This window comes from Bradyrhizobium vignae (genome assembly GCF_004114425.1).
Taxonomy (GTDB): Bacteria; Pseudomonadota; Alphaproteobacteria; order Rhizobiales; family Xanthobacteraceae; genus Bradyrhizobium; species Bradyrhizobium vignae.
In genome coordinates, this window is the sequence record NZ_RDQF01000096.1 from 1 (window position 1) to 16,359 (window position 16,359).

17 protein-coding genes and 4 pseudogenes are annotated in these 16,359 nt (G+C 58.5%); 10 read left to right on the top strand and 11 right to left on the bottom strand.

Annotated elements, in window-relative coordinates; genetic code table 11:
• From EAV90_RS40270 to EAV90_RS41925, 3 genes and pseudogenes are all read right to left on the bottom strand, one after another.
• A partial coding sequence (locus tag EAV90_RS40270) for a hypothetical protein (RefSeq protein WP_208738580.1) occupies positions 1 to 187 on the bottom strand: 187 nt, incomplete at its 3' end.
• 5 nt (positions 188 to 192) lie between these two features.
• Positions 193 to 722 (bottom strand): annotated as a pseudogene (locus EAV90_RS37640) (transposase domain-containing protein); the annotation flags it as partial.
• Between the two features lie 94 nt (positions 723 to 816).
• Entirely contained in the window at positions 817 to 936 is a 120-nt protein-coding gene (locus EAV90_RS41925) for a hypothetical protein (RefSeq protein WP_129146331.1), read from the bottom strand.
• Between the two features lie 231 nt (positions 937 to 1,167).
• On the opposite strand from EAV90_RS41925, the pseudogene EAV90_RS37650 reads away from it, so the two are divergent.
• The 3 genes and pseudogenes from EAV90_RS37650 to EAV90_RS39965 all read left to right on the top strand — a co-directional run bounded on the left by EAV90_RS37650 (position 1,168) and on the right by EAV90_RS39965 (position 2,268).
• Positions 1,168 to 1,621, top strand: a pseudogene (locus EAV90_RS37650) (DoxX family protein).
• A complete protein-coding gene (locus EAV90_RS37655) occupies positions 1,618 to 1,872 on the top strand; it encodes a hypothetical protein (protein WP_129146316.1) in 255 nt (84 codons plus the stop codon). Before EAV90_RS37650 ends, EAV90_RS37655 begins: the two are co-directional and overlap by 4 nt.
• A 123-nt stretch (positions 1,873 to 1,995) precedes the next feature.
• Positions 1,996 to 2,268: a hypothetical protein gene (locus EAV90_RS39965; RefSeq protein WP_164937279.1), complete on the top strand. Its 273-nt coding sequence runs from the start codon at positions 1,996 to 1,998 to the stop codon at positions 2,266 to 2,268.
• Between the two features lie 132 nt (positions 2,269 to 2,400).
• Here the strand turns inward: EAV90_RS39965 and EAV90_RS37660 are convergent, their stop codons facing one another.
• From EAV90_RS37660 to EAV90_RS37675, 3 genes are all read right to left on the bottom strand, one after another.
• On the bottom strand, positions 2,401 to 2,589 hold the full coding sequence (locus EAV90_RS37660; protein WP_347338832.1) for a hypothetical protein: 189 nt from the start codon (positions 2,587 to 2,589) through the stop codon (positions 2,401 to 2,403).
• Between the two features lie 58 nt (positions 2,590 to 2,647).
• Positions 2,648 to 2,845: a hypothetical protein gene (locus EAV90_RS37665; RefSeq protein ID WP_129146318.1), complete on the bottom strand. Its 198-nt coding sequence runs from the start codon at positions 2,843 to 2,845 to the stop codon at positions 2,648 to 2,650.
• Positions 2,846 to 3,471: 626 nt separating this feature from the next.
• On the bottom strand, positions 3,472 to 3,657 hold the full coding sequence (locus tag EAV90_RS37675) for a PRC-barrel domain containing protein (RefSeq protein WP_129146320.1): 186 nt from the start codon (positions 3,655 to 3,657) through the stop codon (positions 3,472 to 3,474).
• Between the two features lie 329 nt (positions 3,658 to 3,986).
• On the opposite strand from EAV90_RS37675, the gene EAV90_RS37680 reads away from it, so the two are divergent.
• From EAV90_RS37680 to EAV90_RS37690, 3 genes are all read left to right on the top strand, one after another.
• Positions 3,987 to 4,577, top strand: a complete 591-nt coding sequence (locus tag EAV90_RS37680; protein WP_129146321.1) for a hypothetical protein — start codon at positions 3,987 to 3,989, stop codon at positions 4,575 to 4,577.
• Between the two features lie 383 nt (positions 4,578 to 4,960).
• A complete protein-coding gene (locus tag EAV90_RS37685) occupies positions 4,961 to 5,590 on the top strand; it encodes a LabA-like NYN domain-containing protein (RefSeq protein WP_129146322.1) in 630 nt (209 codons plus the stop codon).
• Between the two features lie 842 nt (positions 5,591 to 6,432).
• Positions 6,433 to 7,554, top strand: coding sequence for a pentapeptide repeat-containing protein (locus EAV90_RS37690; protein WP_129146323.1), 1,122 nt, complete (start codon positions 6,433 to 6,435; stop codon positions 7,552 to 7,554).
• Between the two features lie 1,799 nt (positions 7,555 to 9,353).
• On the opposite strand, the gene EAV90_RS37700 is transcribed toward EAV90_RS37690, so the two are convergent.
• From EAV90_RS37700 to EAV90_RS41050, 3 genes are all read right to left on the bottom strand, one after another.
• The gene (locus EAV90_RS37700) at positions 9,354 to 9,665 is read right to left on the bottom strand and encodes a PilZ domain-containing protein (protein ID WP_129146325.1); all 312 of its coding nucleotides are present in this window, start codon (positions 9,663 to 9,665) and stop codon (positions 9,354 to 9,356) included.
• On the bottom strand, positions 9,625 to 9,933 hold the full coding sequence (locus EAV90_RS37705; RefSeq protein ID WP_164937280.1) for a hypothetical protein: 309 nt from the start codon (positions 9,931 to 9,933) through the stop codon (positions 9,625 to 9,627). The genes EAV90_RS37700 and EAV90_RS37705 overlap by 41 nt, the downstream gene beginning before the upstream one ends.
• Positions 9,934 to 10,366: 433 nt before the next feature.
• Positions 10,367 to 10,567, bottom strand: coding sequence for a hypothetical protein (locus EAV90_RS41050; RefSeq protein ID WP_129146326.1), 201 nt, complete (start codon positions 10,565 to 10,567; stop codon positions 10,367 to 10,369).
• Positions 10,568 to 10,974: 407 nt separating this feature from the next.
• Here EAV90_RS41050 and EAV90_RS37715 point away from each other — a divergent pair, with 407 nt between their 5' ends.
• The 3 genes from EAV90_RS37715 to EAV90_RS37735 all read left to right on the top strand — a co-directional run bounded on the left by EAV90_RS37715 (position 10,975) and on the right by EAV90_RS37735 (position 14,665).
• A complete protein-coding gene (locus tag EAV90_RS37715) occupies positions 10,975 to 11,778 on the top strand; it encodes a hypothetical protein (RefSeq protein ID WP_129146327.1) in 804 nt (267 codons plus the stop codon).
• A 700-nt stretch (positions 11,779 to 12,478) separates the two neighbouring features.
• Positions 12,479 to 12,667, top strand: coding sequence for a hypothetical protein (locus tag EAV90_RS37720; RefSeq protein WP_129146328.1), 189 nt, complete (start codon positions 12,479 to 12,481; stop codon positions 12,665 to 12,667).
• Between the two features lie 840 nt (positions 12,668 to 13,507).
• The gene (locus EAV90_RS37735; RefSeq protein ID WP_283810528.1) at positions 13,508 to 14,665 is read left to right on the top strand and encodes an MFS transporter; all 1,158 of its coding nucleotides are present in this window, start codon (positions 13,508 to 13,510) and stop codon (positions 14,663 to 14,665) included.
• Between the two features lie 22 nt (positions 14,666 to 14,687).
• Here the strand turns inward: EAV90_RS37735 and EAV90_RS37740 are convergent.
• A pseudogene (locus EAV90_RS37740) lies at positions 14,688 to 14,813 on the bottom strand (IS3-like element ISPsy37 family transposase); the annotation flags it as partial.
• Positions 14,814 to 14,947: 134 nt separating this feature from the next.
• Positions 14,948 to 15,217: pseudogene (locus EAV90_RS37745) on the bottom strand (DNA polymerase/3'-5' exonuclease PolX); the annotation flags it as partial.
• A gap of 429 nt (positions 15,218 to 15,646) precedes the next feature.
• Between EAV90_RS37745 and EAV90_RS37750 the strand changes: the two are divergent.
• Positions 15,647 to 16,359 (top strand): ABC transporter substrate-binding protein (locus EAV90_RS37750; RefSeq protein ID WP_164937281.1); only part of this gene is annotated, 713 nt, incomplete at its 3' end.

A 16,359-nucleotide genomic window follows, 5' to 3' on the forward strand; every position in this document is an offset into this window, starting at 1 on the left:
GACCCTGAAACGGCGGGGCCGGCCACCAAAAGACGGAGGTGCTGATCACGTCGACGGCTGATCGCCATCCCGCCAACTGGGGAATTTTGCGGCGCCACTTCTGAGGAGATTCCGTGCGCCGTTGACAGGCCGTCGCACCGAAGATGATCCCGCTCTGGATCTGCGCCTGAACCGTATCCGGATTCACGACCCGTCGCGTGAGTAGTAGAACATTGCAGCCGGCGGGCCTGCACCACCAAAGGGTCGGTCGTCCCGGACGTAGATCCAGCACCGTCCCGTGTCGGTCTTTCCCTTGGCCAGCACGGGCACCGTCCTATCATCGGCATGAAGCCGCTCGGCCGCCATGACATGGGCTTAGCAAGGGAGCTCTGCGGTGCGGCGATCACGATACGCTCGCGCGGTAAATGGTCCGGGAATGGTTTGCGCGACGGCCGCTTGCGCTGGAAGGACCTGACGGTCTGTGTCTTGGCCGCCGCCCTCTCGGCCGCCAGCTCGTCTTCGGTTGCGGTTGCTTCCAACTCTTCGAGCTCAAGCTCCATCTGTTCCAGGAGCCGTGCCTTGCGCTCCGACCGGCTACCATAAATCTGGCGACGGAGCTTCTCGATCTCGAGCTTGAGATAACTGATCAGGGCCTCGGCCGCCTTCGCGTCGGCAGCTTCCGCTTTGGCGCCCGCCGCGACCGCTTCCGCTTGAAGACGAGCGGCGCGCTCCGCGAAGATCATTGCATGCGCAGCGGCAAGATCGGTGGGGAGCGATTCAGATGTGGTCACGACGATAATGGAATCACATCCATCACGATCCGGGAAGCTCAAAGCCTCATCCGACCGATGTCGGCCGCCACGTCTCTTGTGGGTGCCGCCAGTCGATCCCGGACAAGAGATAGCCGAGCTGCGCCGATGAGATCGTCACCACACTCTCCGCCGGGCTCGGCCAGATGAACCGCCCCCGCGCCGTGGGTAGCGAGCGCTCCGCGCTAGACCGGCATCGGCACCACCATCAGCACCGCCACGGCCAAGGCGGCGACCAGGACAGTCAGCGCCGAGACGACTACCGCAAGCCAGACCTTGTGCATGGACGCCAAACGGGGCTCCGCTCACCTCGTTCCTAGCCATGGCCGGCGAGCGTTCCGCGCTATAGAATACGGGCAGCATTGGTGGAGGCGCCCCCATGGACTTCAATTTTCTCACGCCCTTTCGGCCGGTTTCTCCTGAGCCTGTTTTGCTTGGTTACCGGCCTGCTGCTGTTCCAGTACGGCGTCGCCAAGATCTTCAAGTTTCCGGCGGTCCCCCAATTCGCCAACATCCCGCCCTTGATCTACGCAGCAGGCCCCCTTGAACTGGTGCTCGGTGCGGCGCTGATGCTCGGCCTGTTCACCCGGCTCTCGGCATTCATCTTGTCGGGTGAAATGGCCTTCGCTTATTTCCTGGGCCACATGTTCAAGAGCGGCTCGCCAGTGTTCCTGCCGCTGATCAACGGCGGCACCGCCGCGATTCTGTTCTGCTTCGCCTGCCTCTACCTTTCGGCCTCCGGCGGCGGCCCGATCAGCGTCGATGCGCTGATGGGCAAAGAGAGCGACACAGCCGGCAGCGGCTACAGGGCGAGCGGACGGAGGCTCCTGTGAAACTAGCCGAGGACTGGGAGCGGGGGCTCGTAATTCAAATCGCCACGTGGTTCGTTAAGCGGCATGACCTGAAGCTTGAGGACCAGAGCACCACGACACTGGCCGCCGAGTTTGCCGCTGACATGTGCGAGCAGGTCGAAGCCGCCCTCAGTGTCGAGGCCCCGAGCCGCGAGGACATTGAGCGTTGGGTGCGCGAGGAAGTCAGCGACCTCCAGATGGAAGAGTGGGACCGGCTTGGTCGCCCGCTGTGACAGGTTCAGACCTCCTCCGGCCGCCGCGTTAGTAGGCCTGAGGGATGCTTCACTGCAGGCCGGGCCCGTGCCGGAACTTTAACTTAGGTTAGTTTTTTGTACCTCACCTCGGAGGTACGGCTGATGAATCAGCAAGATCGGAAGGCCGCTATCCGCGCTCGCATGGACGAGCTGATAGAGGCAATTGCCCGGGCGATCTGCGATGGCAAGTTACCCGTAGCAGAGCAGTGGGTACTTAGAGTGCGCGAAGAAGTAGCAGACTATGATCAGCGCCATCAGCCGCCAAGCGATCTTCCGGATGACCAGATGTTCGGAGATCGCGGGCTTTTGGGCTCGAGGGTCGCCGATCACCTGAAGTTCCATGGCGATTGTCGTTGCGCGTCCCTTTCGTTTTGAGCACTGTGGTCTGCCCCGGCTCATCTCGACGACGGCCAAGTCAGCTGTTCAAAACCAAGGCTATTACGTTCGCAGCTTGCGGGTCACCAAGGAGCGGATAATCTAAGTCGAGCACGAAATGTCTTTGCGTGGTTAGGTTTTCGCCGCACCATTCAGCTGCGCCAGCCCAGCCTCGATCACGATGATATTTTCCTCGATCTGCTGAATGGTTGTCCGGCAGTCAAAGTCGGTGCGCGCCTTCAGGTCCACGACCAGCTTCCGGCGCTGTATGCGCAAATCGTCGAGAGCTATCCTGTCATTGAGGCTGACGTAAGCATCCACGATAAGCTCGATTGCGCTTGGCGTCCCCGATCCTAGTCTCAATGAACACCCACAACGATCAGCCCGCGACACGCTTCGCAACGGCATCCCTTCGCAGATTGTGTCCGGCAGCGGTCAAATGGGCCCCTATGATGAGACCGAGCCGCCTTAACGTCTGGAGGGCAAGAGGGTCGCACAGTTCAATGGAAAGTCCGGCTCCCAACACCGCAATGGTGCGCTGTTCATCGCTATCGAGATCAGCCCATGAGATATCCATCACGCACCTCCACGCCAAAGAATTAGCTAGACCCCAAATGCGCGCCCGATTTGCCGCAGCAGATCCGTGGCCCTGTCGGTGTACCGACCGAATATCGATCCAGCTGCGCTGTGCTAATCAGCGCCACAACTGCCACCGTGAAGCCCTTAAACATTGGGCCTCTCCTTCAAGAGACCGCCAACCGGGCGTGTCGAAAAATCAAAGCGTTGTTGGAATTGGCTGCCGCCTATGGCGGCCTAATAGGGGAATGGTGACAGCGACCCGTAACCAGTTCCTTAACGAGCGTGATGTGTGGACGCGAGCGCCAAGGCGAAGACGCTGAAACGGGCATGTATCGCTCCAGCTCATGGATCGCCGTCGTCTTCGGCCGCCACACAATATCGAGTGCGACAGTCTGATGGGTCTCGCAGCCGAGGCACTTCACTTCGAGATACAGATACCAGCGTTAAGGGCATCCTCGATGCGCTGGCGATGGCTGGGCCAGGCCCTTGGAAGGCAAGCATGCGTTTAATTCACGCTTCACAGGCAAGCCGGTCGGAGACCTTGCGCGCCTCCATTGCCCGCTCTGCCGATGCGCGGACTGAGACGCCATAGATCGGCGGCACAGCTACCGAGCGCACGGCCGATCAGTCTTCAATGTGCTTCACCGTCGAAATCGGCCAGCGACCGTCATGTCCCACGACCGAGATGCGAAGTCCGTGCTCATCATCGAGGAAGACGCGATCAATTGTGCCAGCCTTGCCGTCACTCAAAACGACGGTCTTGCCGACTAGCTCCGTCTCGGCCTCGTGTAGTTCGCGCAAGATGTTCATCGCTCGCGCGTCGCCGGTACTTGCAGCACTCACGATGCACCCTGTTTGGTGCGAATTCTTGCAGTGTATTCTACCACTCTGGTATTTTGACGCGAGCGCGCAATCGGGTGATGCAGCGCACCCTCCCAGCAGCACGCGCTCGACCGCGAGACCCGCGATCAATCAGTGAACGGTTGACTTCACCGGGTCTGCCGACTGACCGTGAGCCGTATTTTCCTCGGCCTCTTGCACTCGGCCTCGAAGGGTCTCAAGTTCGGCAAGCTGAGAAAGAAGCGCCTGAGCGCGCAGGCACAGGACAACGCGGTTGTACGCCCGATTACGGTTACTCATTGCACGCCCCCGATGTTTTTACAGTTGGCCGTGGGTCGGTTCTCATCCCCTATTACAAAGAGCGTGCGGTGCGGCAGCGCGGCGACATCGCTGTGATCCACCCCGCTGAACTTGTATCAGAATTTCCAGAGCAGACGCGCAGAATGCGCGATCCGCTCAGCATGCGAGTCGGTGTGGCGCATAACGGGAAAACTCAGGAGATCGGGCTTGTGCCGGACTTGGTCTTCGGAATCAGATTCTCCGACGGCTCGCGGCGCTGCTTCATGGTGGAAATCGACCGGGGCACGATGCCGATCACGCGCGCCGATGTCGCGCAAACCAGCTTCGCGCGTAAAATGAAGGCGTACATTGCTGCACATGCTGCCAAGAAGCACGAATCGCAATTTGCGTGGAAAACATTCCGCGTTCTAACGGTCACGACCGACCCTGGTCGTGCGCAGTCAATGAAGGATGCGCTTCGAGAACTGAGCGCGGCACGTAGCATCGGACCAAATCTTTTCTTGTTTGCTTTGCGCAACGAGCTACGCGCCAGCGGTCCGATAGCGTACGATTGGGAGGACGGAACAGGTCGCCGGACCCGATTGGCCTAGCGCTCGAGCGCGCCTTGCGTTCGTAAAGGAAGGGAGATTGATCGGGAGATCGGTCCCTCTCGGGCAGTGATGCCTTGCGCTTGCGCGCGCCCGCTAGGGCAACGCAAGGGTCGGGCGTGCTCACGATTGCACTGCAAAAGAATTGCCGCGCGGAGAACAATCGACAGCGCTGACCCAATTTCCCGGGCGGAATACTTCACCGATGGCCGCGAGAGCTTGCTAATTAGTCCCGGCGACCGACAAAACTGTTTGAAGGTTAAAGGACTACGGTATAGCTTTGCGAGGTCACGCTTCGATGAATAACCTTGGAAGTGCCGTCTCATTGGCGGGTTCACATGCACTGGGCCCGCAGCATGACACTTCACGTCTAGAGATCGCCCATCATGTCAGGTCCAAGTAAGATTGCGCTTTTCATCGATGGAGCCAATCTCTATGCCACAGCTAAGAGTCTCAACTTCGACATCGATTACAAGCGCCTACTCGGTGAATTTCAAAGTCGCGGGACATTGTTGCGGGCGTTCTATTACACCGCCATCATCGAGGACCAGGAATACTCCTCGATCCGCCCGTTGATCGACTGGCTGGACTACAACGGCTACACCGTCGTCACCAAGGCGACCAAGGAATTCATCGACGCTTCCGGCCGCCGCAAGGTGAAGGGCAACATGGACATCGAGCTCGCGGTGGACGCCATGGAGCTCGCCGAGCACATCGACCAGATGGTGCTGTTCTCGGGCGACGGCGACTTCCGCCCCCTGGTCGAGGCCGTGCAGCGCCGCGGCGTGCGGGTCACGGTGATCTCAACCATTGTGAGCCAGCCGCCGATGATCGCCGACGAGCTCCGCCGCCAAGCCGACGTGTTCACCGACCTTATCGAACTCCAAGCTAAGATTGGTCGCAGTCCGTCTGAACGGCCGGCATCTCGTGAGCGCGAGTCGCGCTATCGCTCGCAGGTCCCAGAGCGCGAGACCACACCAGCGGCTAAGGGAAATGATAGCGTGCTCGAGGGCTGAGCTGCGAAGCGAGACTGCTCGTGTGATCCCCAAGCTAATATGACCGGCTCGCCGGCGCACGTGCTCGTCGCTTCGAGCTGAGCCGCGAAGACGAGCGCACGAATAAGCCCGGCATTTGCGCCGGGCTAATCGCTAATATGACTCGGTTCTGAGCAACGGACGAACTAGACAAGACTTGATCACGTCCAGTCGGTTCGGATTCTGACATTGCAATGCTTGACCACGAGCGTCGCATAGCTTGTTGCTACTCCGCGCCCCTCTCGACACGCCCGTCGCGATTGCCGGCAGGTGCGCTTTGACGCGCAGGAGAACAATCGGAAGAAGACGGCGAGCCAAACCGGACAGCAAGGCAAGAGCGGTGAGCCAGAACGTGGACACATTAGCGCCGAGCCACAGCGTGATCGAAGCGCGTTAAAGGGCAGGCTCAACGTGAACTCGGCAAGGAGGGCGCTTGAACACCATCCGCCCGAAAGCAGACGGTTGTCGAGTTTGAACGCACCCTACACCGTATTCTTACGGCCTTGGCCGCATAAATGGCGGACAAGCCTCGAAAGGCGTCACGGGAAACGGAAGGCTTAGCCGAGACAGGCCTTCTACTTAGGATGAGCGGTCGCTTCGACTCCTTCGACGTTGCATCTAAAAAAACAGCAACGAGCTGATCGCCGACGTCTCGCCGCCTGCTCGTCGGTGCAGTCGAGCTTTGCTGCGCAAGTTACTTGCCGGCTGCCGTTTCGTGCTGTTCAACCTCTGCGCTTCAGGCGGGGTCGCATTCGGGTTGCATCAGGACCTTATTCGCCTAATATCAATAAGTGCAAACCGCATTGATTGACCTGGGGGTGCAAATGGCGAGCGAGAACCTGGTCGAATTGCTTACGTCCGGTCCGGAGAAATGGAACATCTGGCGAGAGCAGAACCCGGATGTCATCGAACCCGACCTCAGTCAGCAGGCACCCTACTATCACGTATGCGAAACGCTGCTCATGACGCGGAGGCCGACATTTGATCTCAGAGGGTCGGCTCACGCTAAACTATCAGGCATCAATCTATTTCGGGCACAGATGAAATGGACAGCATTTTATTACGCTGATTTCTCTAAGGCGACCTTTGCTGGTGGAAACCTGTCTGAAGCCACGTTCGTTGAATCCAACCTTAGCGATGCAAATCTGAATGGCGCGGATTTGACGAATGCAAATCTTCAGCGGTCTAAACTTATGCGTGCAGACTTAAGCGGGGCACTTTTGCGTGGTTGTGATCTGACGGAAGCGGACCTCACGGGAGCCAACCTTCGTTCCGCGGACCTTCGAGGCGCTAAACTTGTCAAAACAAATCTTGAGAATGCTGATCTCACCGGCTGTCGGATTTACGGAGCGGCCACTTGGGGACTGAATGTTCAGGGAGCAATACAGCGTTCCATTGTCATCACGGATGACGTTGGGCCCGAGATCACTGTGGACGATATTGAGATCGGCCAGTTTCTTTATCTCATGATCGACAACATGCAACTGAGGAGAGTGATCGACGGAATAACCTCCAAGGTCGTTCTTATACTAGGGAGGTTTACACCGGAACGGAAAGCCGTACTGGACAGTTTGCGAACCGAAGTCGCAACTCGGGGCTACGTTGCTGTTGTCTTCGACTTCGAGGCGCCAAAACATCGTAGTACAGACGAGACGATTGCGCTTTTGGCACGGATGGCGAAGTTCGTTGTGGCCGATCTATCGGACGCAAAGAGCGTGCTGCAAGAACTCCGCGGCCTCGTGCCCGAACTTCCAAATGTGCCGGTGCAGCCGATTATCCTTTCGTCACAAATTGAACCCGGCATGTTCGATTTTTATCGGAAGTTTCCTTGGGTTCTTCCTGTCAGTCGATACGACGACACCCAAGATATCATTGATGGATTGCAGTCCAAAGTTATTGCACCGGTTGAAGCGTATCTTGCCAAGAATGGAGCGTCCGGCGGCTGATTCCGCCCCCGCAAGACTGGAGCGACGAAGTGGCAACTTCGATTGTCGCACTGAACGGCTCTACGAGCTTGCGACAGCTAGCTCCGCCGAAGCACTCTCCTTCTACGACCGGCTTTGCGGATACGGCTAGTCCTGGCAATCGTTCTCGCCTGAGCGGCTCGTAGGCGACGTCGGAGGGTCTGCAGTTCTCGAAATAGTGCGACGAGGCACTCGACCCGCTCGCCCAACATAGTCGAATAATTGTAAACCCGACCTCGATTACTCATTACTGGAAAACCGTAATTGTTGAACGCAATAGGCCGTCATCGATAACAGGAAAAATATGCAATCGGAGGTGGGAAAATACAACCCATAAACTGGTGGTGCTTCCCACGCAAAGGTCCCTATACCTATGTCACAGCGCGCTCCTTTCAATTCGCTTTCGGGTCAGTTTCATTCGAAAGTTGGGCCTGTTCGGCAAAGCTACAGGCCTCGTATCGCGGCATTCACGTGCGCCCCGGTCTCTCGGGTTGGTAGTCCCATTCTGCTCTCTCCTCGCGCGACAGCTGTCTAGCTTCGTGCCGCGCGCACCGGCTGTTAAGGGTTGGTTTAGCTTCCGGCAGGATCATTGGTGACCGCAAGGGGCCCAAGCATGCAGTTGCACCATGCAAATACCTTGGAAAGGATCCTGATCGCCCCAGATCACTCCAGTGGCGAAGTCACGTGGCCCATCGCTCGCGATCAATCGGATTTCTCGACTTCCAGCCGAGATGAGATCTTGGCGCTATTGGCGCCGGGCTGGCCTAAACTCACTATTTGGCTCGTCGCGGCCGCTTTGGGTGTGGGCTTTGGGTTGGGTTGGGCTGGTTCGTGGTACGGTCCTGCGGCGATGTCGGCTCTCAACCCACCTGCTCAGTTAGAAACGGCTTCGCGCCGCATGCCGAACACAAGGGCAGGCGGTAAAGCCGAAGGCGTCCGAAAGATTGCGTCGGTTTCGCGAACAGCGCCTGCTTTGGGGCAACCCTCCACAGTCATCGCGAGCGTTGCTGCGAAGCCTGTGGCCAAAGCGCCAAGTGTGGCGCAATCGGCGGATGCTCTCGAGCCGGACGCGTCTGTGACGAGCTCCCTCGCGCCTGCGGGGCAGCTCCTGTCGGTCCCCGAGACAAGACCGACGACCATTCCAGGATGGGCAGTCCTCGACGTTCGCGGCGGAACGGCGGTGCTCGAAGGGCCTGATGGGATTCGAATGGCAGCACGGGGTGACGTGATCCCCGGCATCGGGCGAATTGAGTCGATCGCCCGCTGGGGCAATCGTTGGATAGTTGCTACAGCAAATGGATTGATCTCAACCCACTAGGGCGTGAACGCTTGCGGTTCTCTCAGTTTCATCGTGCGACCTCGAGTTCATTGAGCTGCTCGAGTAGCCGCTCTACGATGGCTTCATAGTGAGCGGGGGTCAATGCATGCACGCCGCGCGATGCGAGTTCTGAAGGATCGTTGCCATAAGGGCTTTAACACTCATGCGCCAACTGTCCAAAAAAATGCGCTCGTCACAAAATCGGTCGCAAGTAGACAGCAAACATCATGAGCAATGTCCGTAAAATTACGGAAAGTGCATAAGGCGTCGCGAAGCGTACTACTTCTTCAGCAGTATTCCGATCGACCGCGCCATCCGCCTCACCGAGCCGGCGTGGCGGCCCAACTCGGCAGCTATCTTCGATACACCGGCTCCCTGCCGAGCGAGCGCGGCTAAGCGCCGAACCTCCTGCTCGGTCCACTGCTTTGGCTTTGGTGCTTTCATGCGGGGCGTCCGACCACGCTCATAGTGAGCGGACGAGACGTTCCCCTGCGTTCGCCCTGGGCTTTGCGGTGACGAACTGAACTCCGACGTGAGATCCATCCACCCAAATCAGCTCGCAGCGTCGAAATGCCAGACCAGTGGAGGACAGAACCAAGAAGAATTCCTGCGCCTTCAGGGGGTCTGTTGAGCCCTCGACCTCAAGCTTGGCACCGCTTGCAGAGGCGTCGACGAGAATGCAGCTTCGTCGCCACGTCCCATCGACCCCCATGATGCTCACCGTATGCTTGTGTTCAAACCGAACACGGTGTGCCTTTCGATTGTTTTCCATCATCCGCAATCCCCAACGTTAAATCAGCTTCTCCAAATAAATGCGCCGTCTCCCTGCGCGTCTCTGCGATAAGCAAATCGATCCTCGCCGACTGAGCCAGCAAACTTGTTCTGGTCGCTTCGTTCAGTTTGGTTTGTCCGACGAGCAATCGGATGCAGCCGTTCGCGAGTTCGAGAATGAAGATGGCCTGACGGATGTCATCTGTTGTTCGGATGTCGAGAGCTTGCACTTGCGACAACAGAGCGGCGATGTTGGCCAGAATGTCAGGCAATTCTGGCGCAAGGGGGTTGTCTTAGACTTCGCGTTATGCGGTTGGCGAAATTTGAGCACCGACGACATTGTCGCAAATCTCTATTTGGTTCGGCGGCGTTGCCGAAGACGATCAAAAACGCGATGAAAACTACAGGTATGCGCGAGTACAACGACGGGCCAACCCGAACTAAGCCTCGCCACGATAACCATGGCCACGCCGATCCGCCCTTAGAATATTCAAGAACTTACGCCAACGCGCTTGACAAACAATTATCAGGTTTCGGGCAGCAGGTATCGCAGTATGTAGGTTGTGACCCGAACACTATCGAAATTCGGCGAGAACGGCTGTGCAACGCGCAGACCCCGAGGGTGATACGCGCAGCAAGCGAGCATGCCGGTTTACTCGTGGCGACGTTGCCGAGATCGCACCCGAAGAGGCTCAAGCGTTTGAACTAAATCGGTCGCTCCTTCGCGATCCGGAGATTCCGGACGTAATACCCTTGTGTCTGAACCTTGGACCTAATCTCGTCGCTTACTTTGAGAATTCGTTTTCTGCTCTTGCGCCATTTTTTTGAGGAGCAAGCCGCGGGTATGGGGGACCCGGTACTTAGAACGAGCAAGTCGCGCTTCCCATTGCGATAGACATCGAACACTTTTCGCCCCTATTTTATCGAAGTAAGCACGAAATATGTTTCAGTCATTCTGGTCGACCAGCTTACTCCCTCCAACGGCTGTGCGGGTTGTAAATGTGCAACGCTCCGCGACTTCTGCTTCACGGGTGAGAAGGCAGGAACATGCCCCGCGGCCACAAACTGAGTGCTGCGCTCTCTTACGCGCTGCTCGGATTATGCCGTCTTTTGTACGAGGAAGCTCTAGGATGCCGCCGAGATTTGCATCGTTGTCGCAAGGACCGTCGGAGATTAGGACTGTGTGGCACCCGTTCTCGGACGACGAGGCGAGGTCCTCTACCGGAGAACAAGATGAGCAAGCACCAACCTTGATTAGATGCTGTAGCGCTTAGACGGGCTGCCGCTCGGTTCGGCTCACAGGACGCCACAAGATGGTGAATACGTCACCACACGAAGAAGAACCCAAAGGTGAGAGCGAGCATCGCAAAAGCTCCTTCTGGGCGACGGCAGCCGTGTGGTTTGGCTCCTCTCTTCTGCTCTATCTCGCCCTGCAAGTGTTGGCGCTGGTTGGATTACGGGCAACCGTTTCCCACTGGAACGAGGAGAGTTTGCACGCACTCGCCTCCTATCAGCTTTTTGAATGGTGGGAATGTACGCCGCAACGTCTGGGCACCCAATGCGCCAACAATCCTTTGATCTATCTACTGAGCAGCCGATCTCTGTTCGAACTTGCGATCAAGATCCTGCAACTCATCGCGGGCACAGCATTTCTCCTGTGGATCACAGGGGTGAAGACAGCATCGCCACGTGAGCTGCTGGTCGCACTCGCGGTTATGCTCGTCTTCGTAATGATACTGTTTGCAATTCCGTTTGCTCTTGGTGCCGTGCTGGCCCTGCTAAATGCCGCGCTCTACTTCATCGGATTGGGTGATCAGCTCAGGGGTTTGGCCCTAACCTTACTCTCTTTCCTCGCGCTCCCGATTGCGATTCCCGTCGGGCTGATAACCATTGCTGTGCTCGCGGCAACGACACTCGTATCGGTCCCCGTCTTGATTATTTCGTATGTCGTTTCTGGTGTTTTAGAGGAGGTTCTACCCGAAAAACCTACCCTGCCTCTCGTGCTCGGGAGCCTGACAGCCACGACCTTCCACTGTCTTGGCAGCGGTAGCGAGGCTACCTTGCACGAATATCTCAAACATGTACTGCTGAGATTCACGCGCACACTGCGATCATAGGGCGGCAACTATGCGTTGCCTCCCTATGCCCGTCGGCAAGGAATACAGTACACGCTACTGGAATCGCCGGTGCATCACCGGCAGCTTCGCACGGTCGCGCACAACGAGACTGCAGTTGCCCCCCTCGTGCCGCATCCACGACGGCGAAAGCTTGAATGGCTCGATCGAACGCTTCAGCCAAATGCAACGGACGTTGCGACAACTGCAGCGGCTTAGTGGCGCGTAGGGTGACCGCACGGCCGCACTTTGGAAGGCGCGCTATTCGCCACGGTCGTGAGGGGCGTGGCATCACGATCGAGAGCTTGGCCGCGAATGCAGGTATGTCGGCCAGCCATCGAGAACTCACAAGCGCATTGCAGAGGCTCATTGCACGCGGGCTCATTAAACCGGCAGGCGAAGACCCCATACCTGGGGCGCCTGTGGCGTTTCGGCTCGCTCAGCCGATAGCTGAACGGCACTCGCAGGCGCAGCAAGTCGAATCAGCAAGTCGTAGAGCTGCATTGCCGCTTAGATGGGAGAAACAAAAGCAAGATGGAAACAACTCAGCTTCCGCTCCTAGTTCGCGAGCGGCGGTAGGCCACCATCTCGCGGGCGTACAGCCACAAGAGGAGAGGGATCTTGAAACGTCATGACGCCTCGCCGACAGCTTAGACCTGCGCCAGTCGAGAACATCGGCGACTCTTCGCAAGAAGGTTTGACCATGGATAAGAAACAAGGATTTGCAGGTGCTGCAGATATTGTCGCCCACGCTGAAGCGGCGGTTCAACACCTCAAGGAACTGAGCATAGCCTGTGCGAACGGTGACAAGCGGGTGGCGCGCAGAGCGCTGCGGCAGGCGATTGGCGAGCTCGAGCTGGCTCGCGCCATGTTGAGGACTGGAATCGAGTGAGTTGGAGGACTTCCGTCGGCTATCTCGGCAACCACGATGCGCTTTCGGAGGCGCTTGAGACGATACAGGCGGGCGGCCTCGTACGTAAATACGGCCTGGTCTGGTCACGACGGAGCGAGGCACCACAGATTATTGTCTAGAAGGCGACCGATACTCCAGATGATGCCTTGCGCCGAACAATTGCAAATTCGCTGGCCGGTTTGGCGGCTGAGTCGCAGATCATTGTCGAGAAAGACTAAGGAACAGAGATCATGATCACGCTGTCGACCGATATCCGGCGTGGCTTGCCAAAGCATTTCTGGCAGCGGCCTCTGTGCATGCGTCTTTCCTGGTCGGACTAACCTCGTGGCCGGCATCGAACAGCTCCCGGGTAGCACCCACATCAATGGTTATGGCCCGAGTCATCGGCTGCGCGTCTAACAGCTCTTGCCATCCAATCCCGCAGCAGTCCCTTGTCTTCCCTTGAAAAGGCGGCCCCCGCCTTTTGAGATCGTCCAGTGTGTCACCGGGATGACATCGCCCGAAATCCTCGCGGATCAGCGATTCGAGGTAGCACTGTTCCTCCTCACCGGCTGGACGGAGATTGCAACTGGAGTTGGTCAGCATGCGATATTCGACACTTCGCTGGAACTCGGACTCAATATAACTTCGACGACGATTGTTAGTTCGCAAATAGAAGGCGACGTGGAGACCACGATCTGACGCGATCCGGGCGGACCAACACCCGTTCAGTGTGGCTGGCGGCGGGCGGGTCAATACCTCTTAGGGCAGTGCCACTAAGGCCTGCCAAACTCATCCCAAGGGCTCAAGCCACTGCGCATTCCTGGACCAGTCGCGTATATTCTCCTCTACGTCGCCCTGTACGCAGCGTTCGGCGTCGCATCTCCTTTCTGGCCAAAGTTTTTTGAAACGAAAGGCCTGGCCCCCCAGCAGATCGGAATGCTGCTGGCTGCCGCCATGCTCATGCGGCTCGCCTCTGGACCGTCGGTCGCGTTTCTCGCCGATCTGATCGGAGCGTTGCGTTTACTGCTCGCAGGCTGTGCTGCCTTGGCCGCCGCGGCCGCGGCCGCACTGATCTCGGCCGATACTTTCCTCTTGTTGCTTCTTATCGCGCTAGCTCAGGCCGCTGCTCTTGCTCCCACGACGTCAATCGCAGATGCGTTATCGGTCAACGTGGCGAAGCCTCGAATAGCGGGAAGGCGGTTCGAGTACGGCTGGATAAGAGGCTCCGCCTCGGCAGCTTTCATACTGGGGACCCTCGGAGTCGGCCAGTTCATTAGCCCCGCCGATTTCTCTGCGGTCATCTGGTTGAACGCGGGCCTTCTGATCGCGGCCGCTGGCGCCACGGCATTGCTACCCGGTGTGCCCAGTCGGGCCGTACGGCAGCGTGCGCCTTGGTCTTCCGTCCCTGAAGTCGGTTCACTACTTGCGATTCCGTCGTTTCGAACCGTAATTCTGGTATCAGCTTTGGTCTATGGCAGCCACGCAATGCACGATGCATTTGCTGTGATACGGTGGACCGATGCTGGCATAAGCCCTGCGGCGATCAGCTTTCTGTGGTCAGAAGCGGTCATTGCGGAAGTGTTCGTGTTCTTGCTCATCGGTCCGGCATTCCTCGATCGTTGGGGCCCCCGCGGTGCAGCTGTTTTGGCGGCCGGAGCCGGAATCGTGCGTTGGTGTGTTGCCGGCCTGACGACCTCCGCGTTGGCGCTTGCGCTGATACAGCCGCTACACGGGTTGACCTTCGCTTTGCTTCATCTCGCGTGCATGCGCATAATGGGTAATCTGATCCCGAGAAGCGCCGCCGCAACCGCGCAGGCCTTCTACGCATTTGGCTCAGGTTTGGTAACTGTGGCGCTGACCTTCTTATCCGGCATTCTGTATGCCTCGCATCCCGGAGCCGCCTTCTTTCCGATGGCAGCTCTCTGTGCTGTAGCACTTCCGCTGGCCTGGGCTGGGTTAGCGAACACACGAGATCACACGATACCTGCGACGTGATGCAAGCTTTGCGCGGGTTTTACTGCACGCCGCGATCGGGGTGGTGGATCAATCCGGGCTCTGGCCGCTGCTGGTGGATCGCCATGGCCAGGGCGGACGAGACGAGCTCGACTTGCACGTGATCGCGCATCGCCCAGCCGACAATTTTGCAGTGAAGAGGTTCATGACGGCCAGGTACGTCGCCTTCGAACTCGTAATTTTTCACCTTGCCACCGGCGGCAGGGCCCGGCGCAGTTCAGCGACGCGCTCAATATATGACGCAGGTAGGCCCGCCATCGTCCGTCAGGCTGCACGTGCAAAGGAGCGCCGTCGCCGGCGAAGGTATCGCGTGATGTCCGACAGAGGCATGGCATTGAGCACTCGGTCCGCTGGCACGCCGCCTTTTCGCGCCATCTCGACACCCCAATGCATGTGATCGAGCTCAGCAATTGAGCGTGCGTCGGGATTGATGCTCATCATACAGCCGTACTCGAGCGCCGCTTGATGCCAGCGCCAATCCAGATCCAGCCGCCACGGATGGGCGTTGACCTCGACCGCGACGTCGTGCTTGGCGGAGTCAGGTGATGGCGACTGCTTGATCGCGGGTTCGCCGCGGTGTGACACGCTGCTCTTCTTCATTCCCTTCCAGTCCCCTTCACCGCGCGGGCCAATTGCGCCGACATCATGCTCCAGCAATCTAGCACCGCCAAATTCAGGTGTCGCCTCGCAAGTTCCTGGTCTCGCTCGAGCCCTGTGCCTGGCCGCGCGGCGCAGCGGCCAATTGCGGCCGCGTAGCGCGGGTTGACAAATAGCTTCCTAGGAAGAATATTCCAGGTAAGAAAAATCGGGGGAGGAGCGCAATGCACGGATTTTGCGCGACATTGGTGTTGGCGGCTGCACTGGCTACTTGCGGTTCGGCCAGGGCGGCGGACACTGAACTGGTTCTCGGGCAGACCATGCCGTATAGCGGGCCGGCGTCGGCCCTGAGCGCCGTCGGCAAGGGTGCAGACCCGCTATTTCCAGATGATCAACGATCGCGGCGGCATCAATGGCCACAAGGTCAAGCTGATCTCGCTTGACGATGGCTATAGTCCGCCGAAGGCGGTAGAGCAGACGCGCCGGCTGATTGAAAATGATGAGGCGGTCGCGATCTTCGGCAGCATGGGAACCGCACAGAACGCTGCGGTCCAGAAATATCTCAACGCCAAGAAGATCCCTCAGCTGTTCGTGTTCGCGGCCAGCGAGCGCTTTGCCGATCCGAAGACCAGTCCCTATACGATCTCGGGGATGACGCTGTTCAGCACCGAGGCTGCGATCTACGCGCGGTTGGTGGCCGAGCACACGCCCGGTGCGTGCGTGGCCGTGTTGTACCAGAACGACGACTACGGCCGCGAATATCGTCGCAGCTTCAAAACCGAACTGGCCCGGCTCGATCCCAAGGCCGAGATTGTCGCGGCGTCGCCTTACGAAGTCACGTCGCCCACGGTCGATTCGCAGGTCGTGGCGCTGGCGAGCACCAACGCCAACGTCTTCCTCAATGCGTCGACCGGCAAATTTACCTCGCAGGCGATCCGCAAAGCGGGCGAGCTCGGCTGGCGCGCGCAGCAGTTCCTGCCGATTGGCAGCAACTTCGTGCCGACGATCCTCAAGCCGGCCGGGCTCGACAACGCCAAGGGGGCGATCTCGGCGACGCCGACCAAGTCGGTCGGCGATCC

What these genes read in the sequence shown, in the direction of transcription:
- EAV90_RS39965 (WP_164937279.1), top strand. Translation starts at nt 1,996, where the DNA reads ATGAATCAGCAAGATCGGAAGGCCGCTATCCGCGCTCGCATGGACGAG.
- EAV90_RS37665 (WP_129146318.1), bottom strand. Translation starts at nt 2,845, where the DNA reads ATGGATATCTCATGGGCTGATCTCGATAGCGATGAACAGCGCACCATT.
- EAV90_RS37675 (WP_129146320.1), bottom strand. Translation starts at nt 3,657, where the DNA reads ATGAACATCTTGCGCGAACTACACGAGGCCGAGACGGAGCTAGTCGGC.
- EAV90_RS37685 (WP_129146322.1), top strand. Translation starts at nt 4,961, where the DNA reads ATGTCAGGTCCAAGTAAGATTGCGCTTTTCATCGATGGAGCCAATCTC.
- EAV90_RS37690 (WP_129146323.1), top strand. Translation starts at nt 6,433, where the DNA reads ATGGCGAGCGAGAACCTGGTCGAATTGCTTACGTCCGGTCCGGAGAAA.
- EAV90_RS37700 (WP_129146325.1), bottom strand. Translation starts at nt 9,665, where the DNA reads ATGATGGAAAACAATCGAAAGGCACACCGTGTTCGGTTTGAACACAAG.
- EAV90_RS37715 (WP_129146327.1), top strand. Translation starts at nt 10,975, where the DNA reads ATGGTGAATACGTCACCACACGAAGAAGAACCCAAAGGTGAGAGCGAG.
- EAV90_RS37720 (WP_129146328.1), top strand. Translation starts at nt 12,479, where the DNA reads ATGGATAAGAAACAAGGATTTGCAGGTGCTGCAGATATTGTCGCCCAC.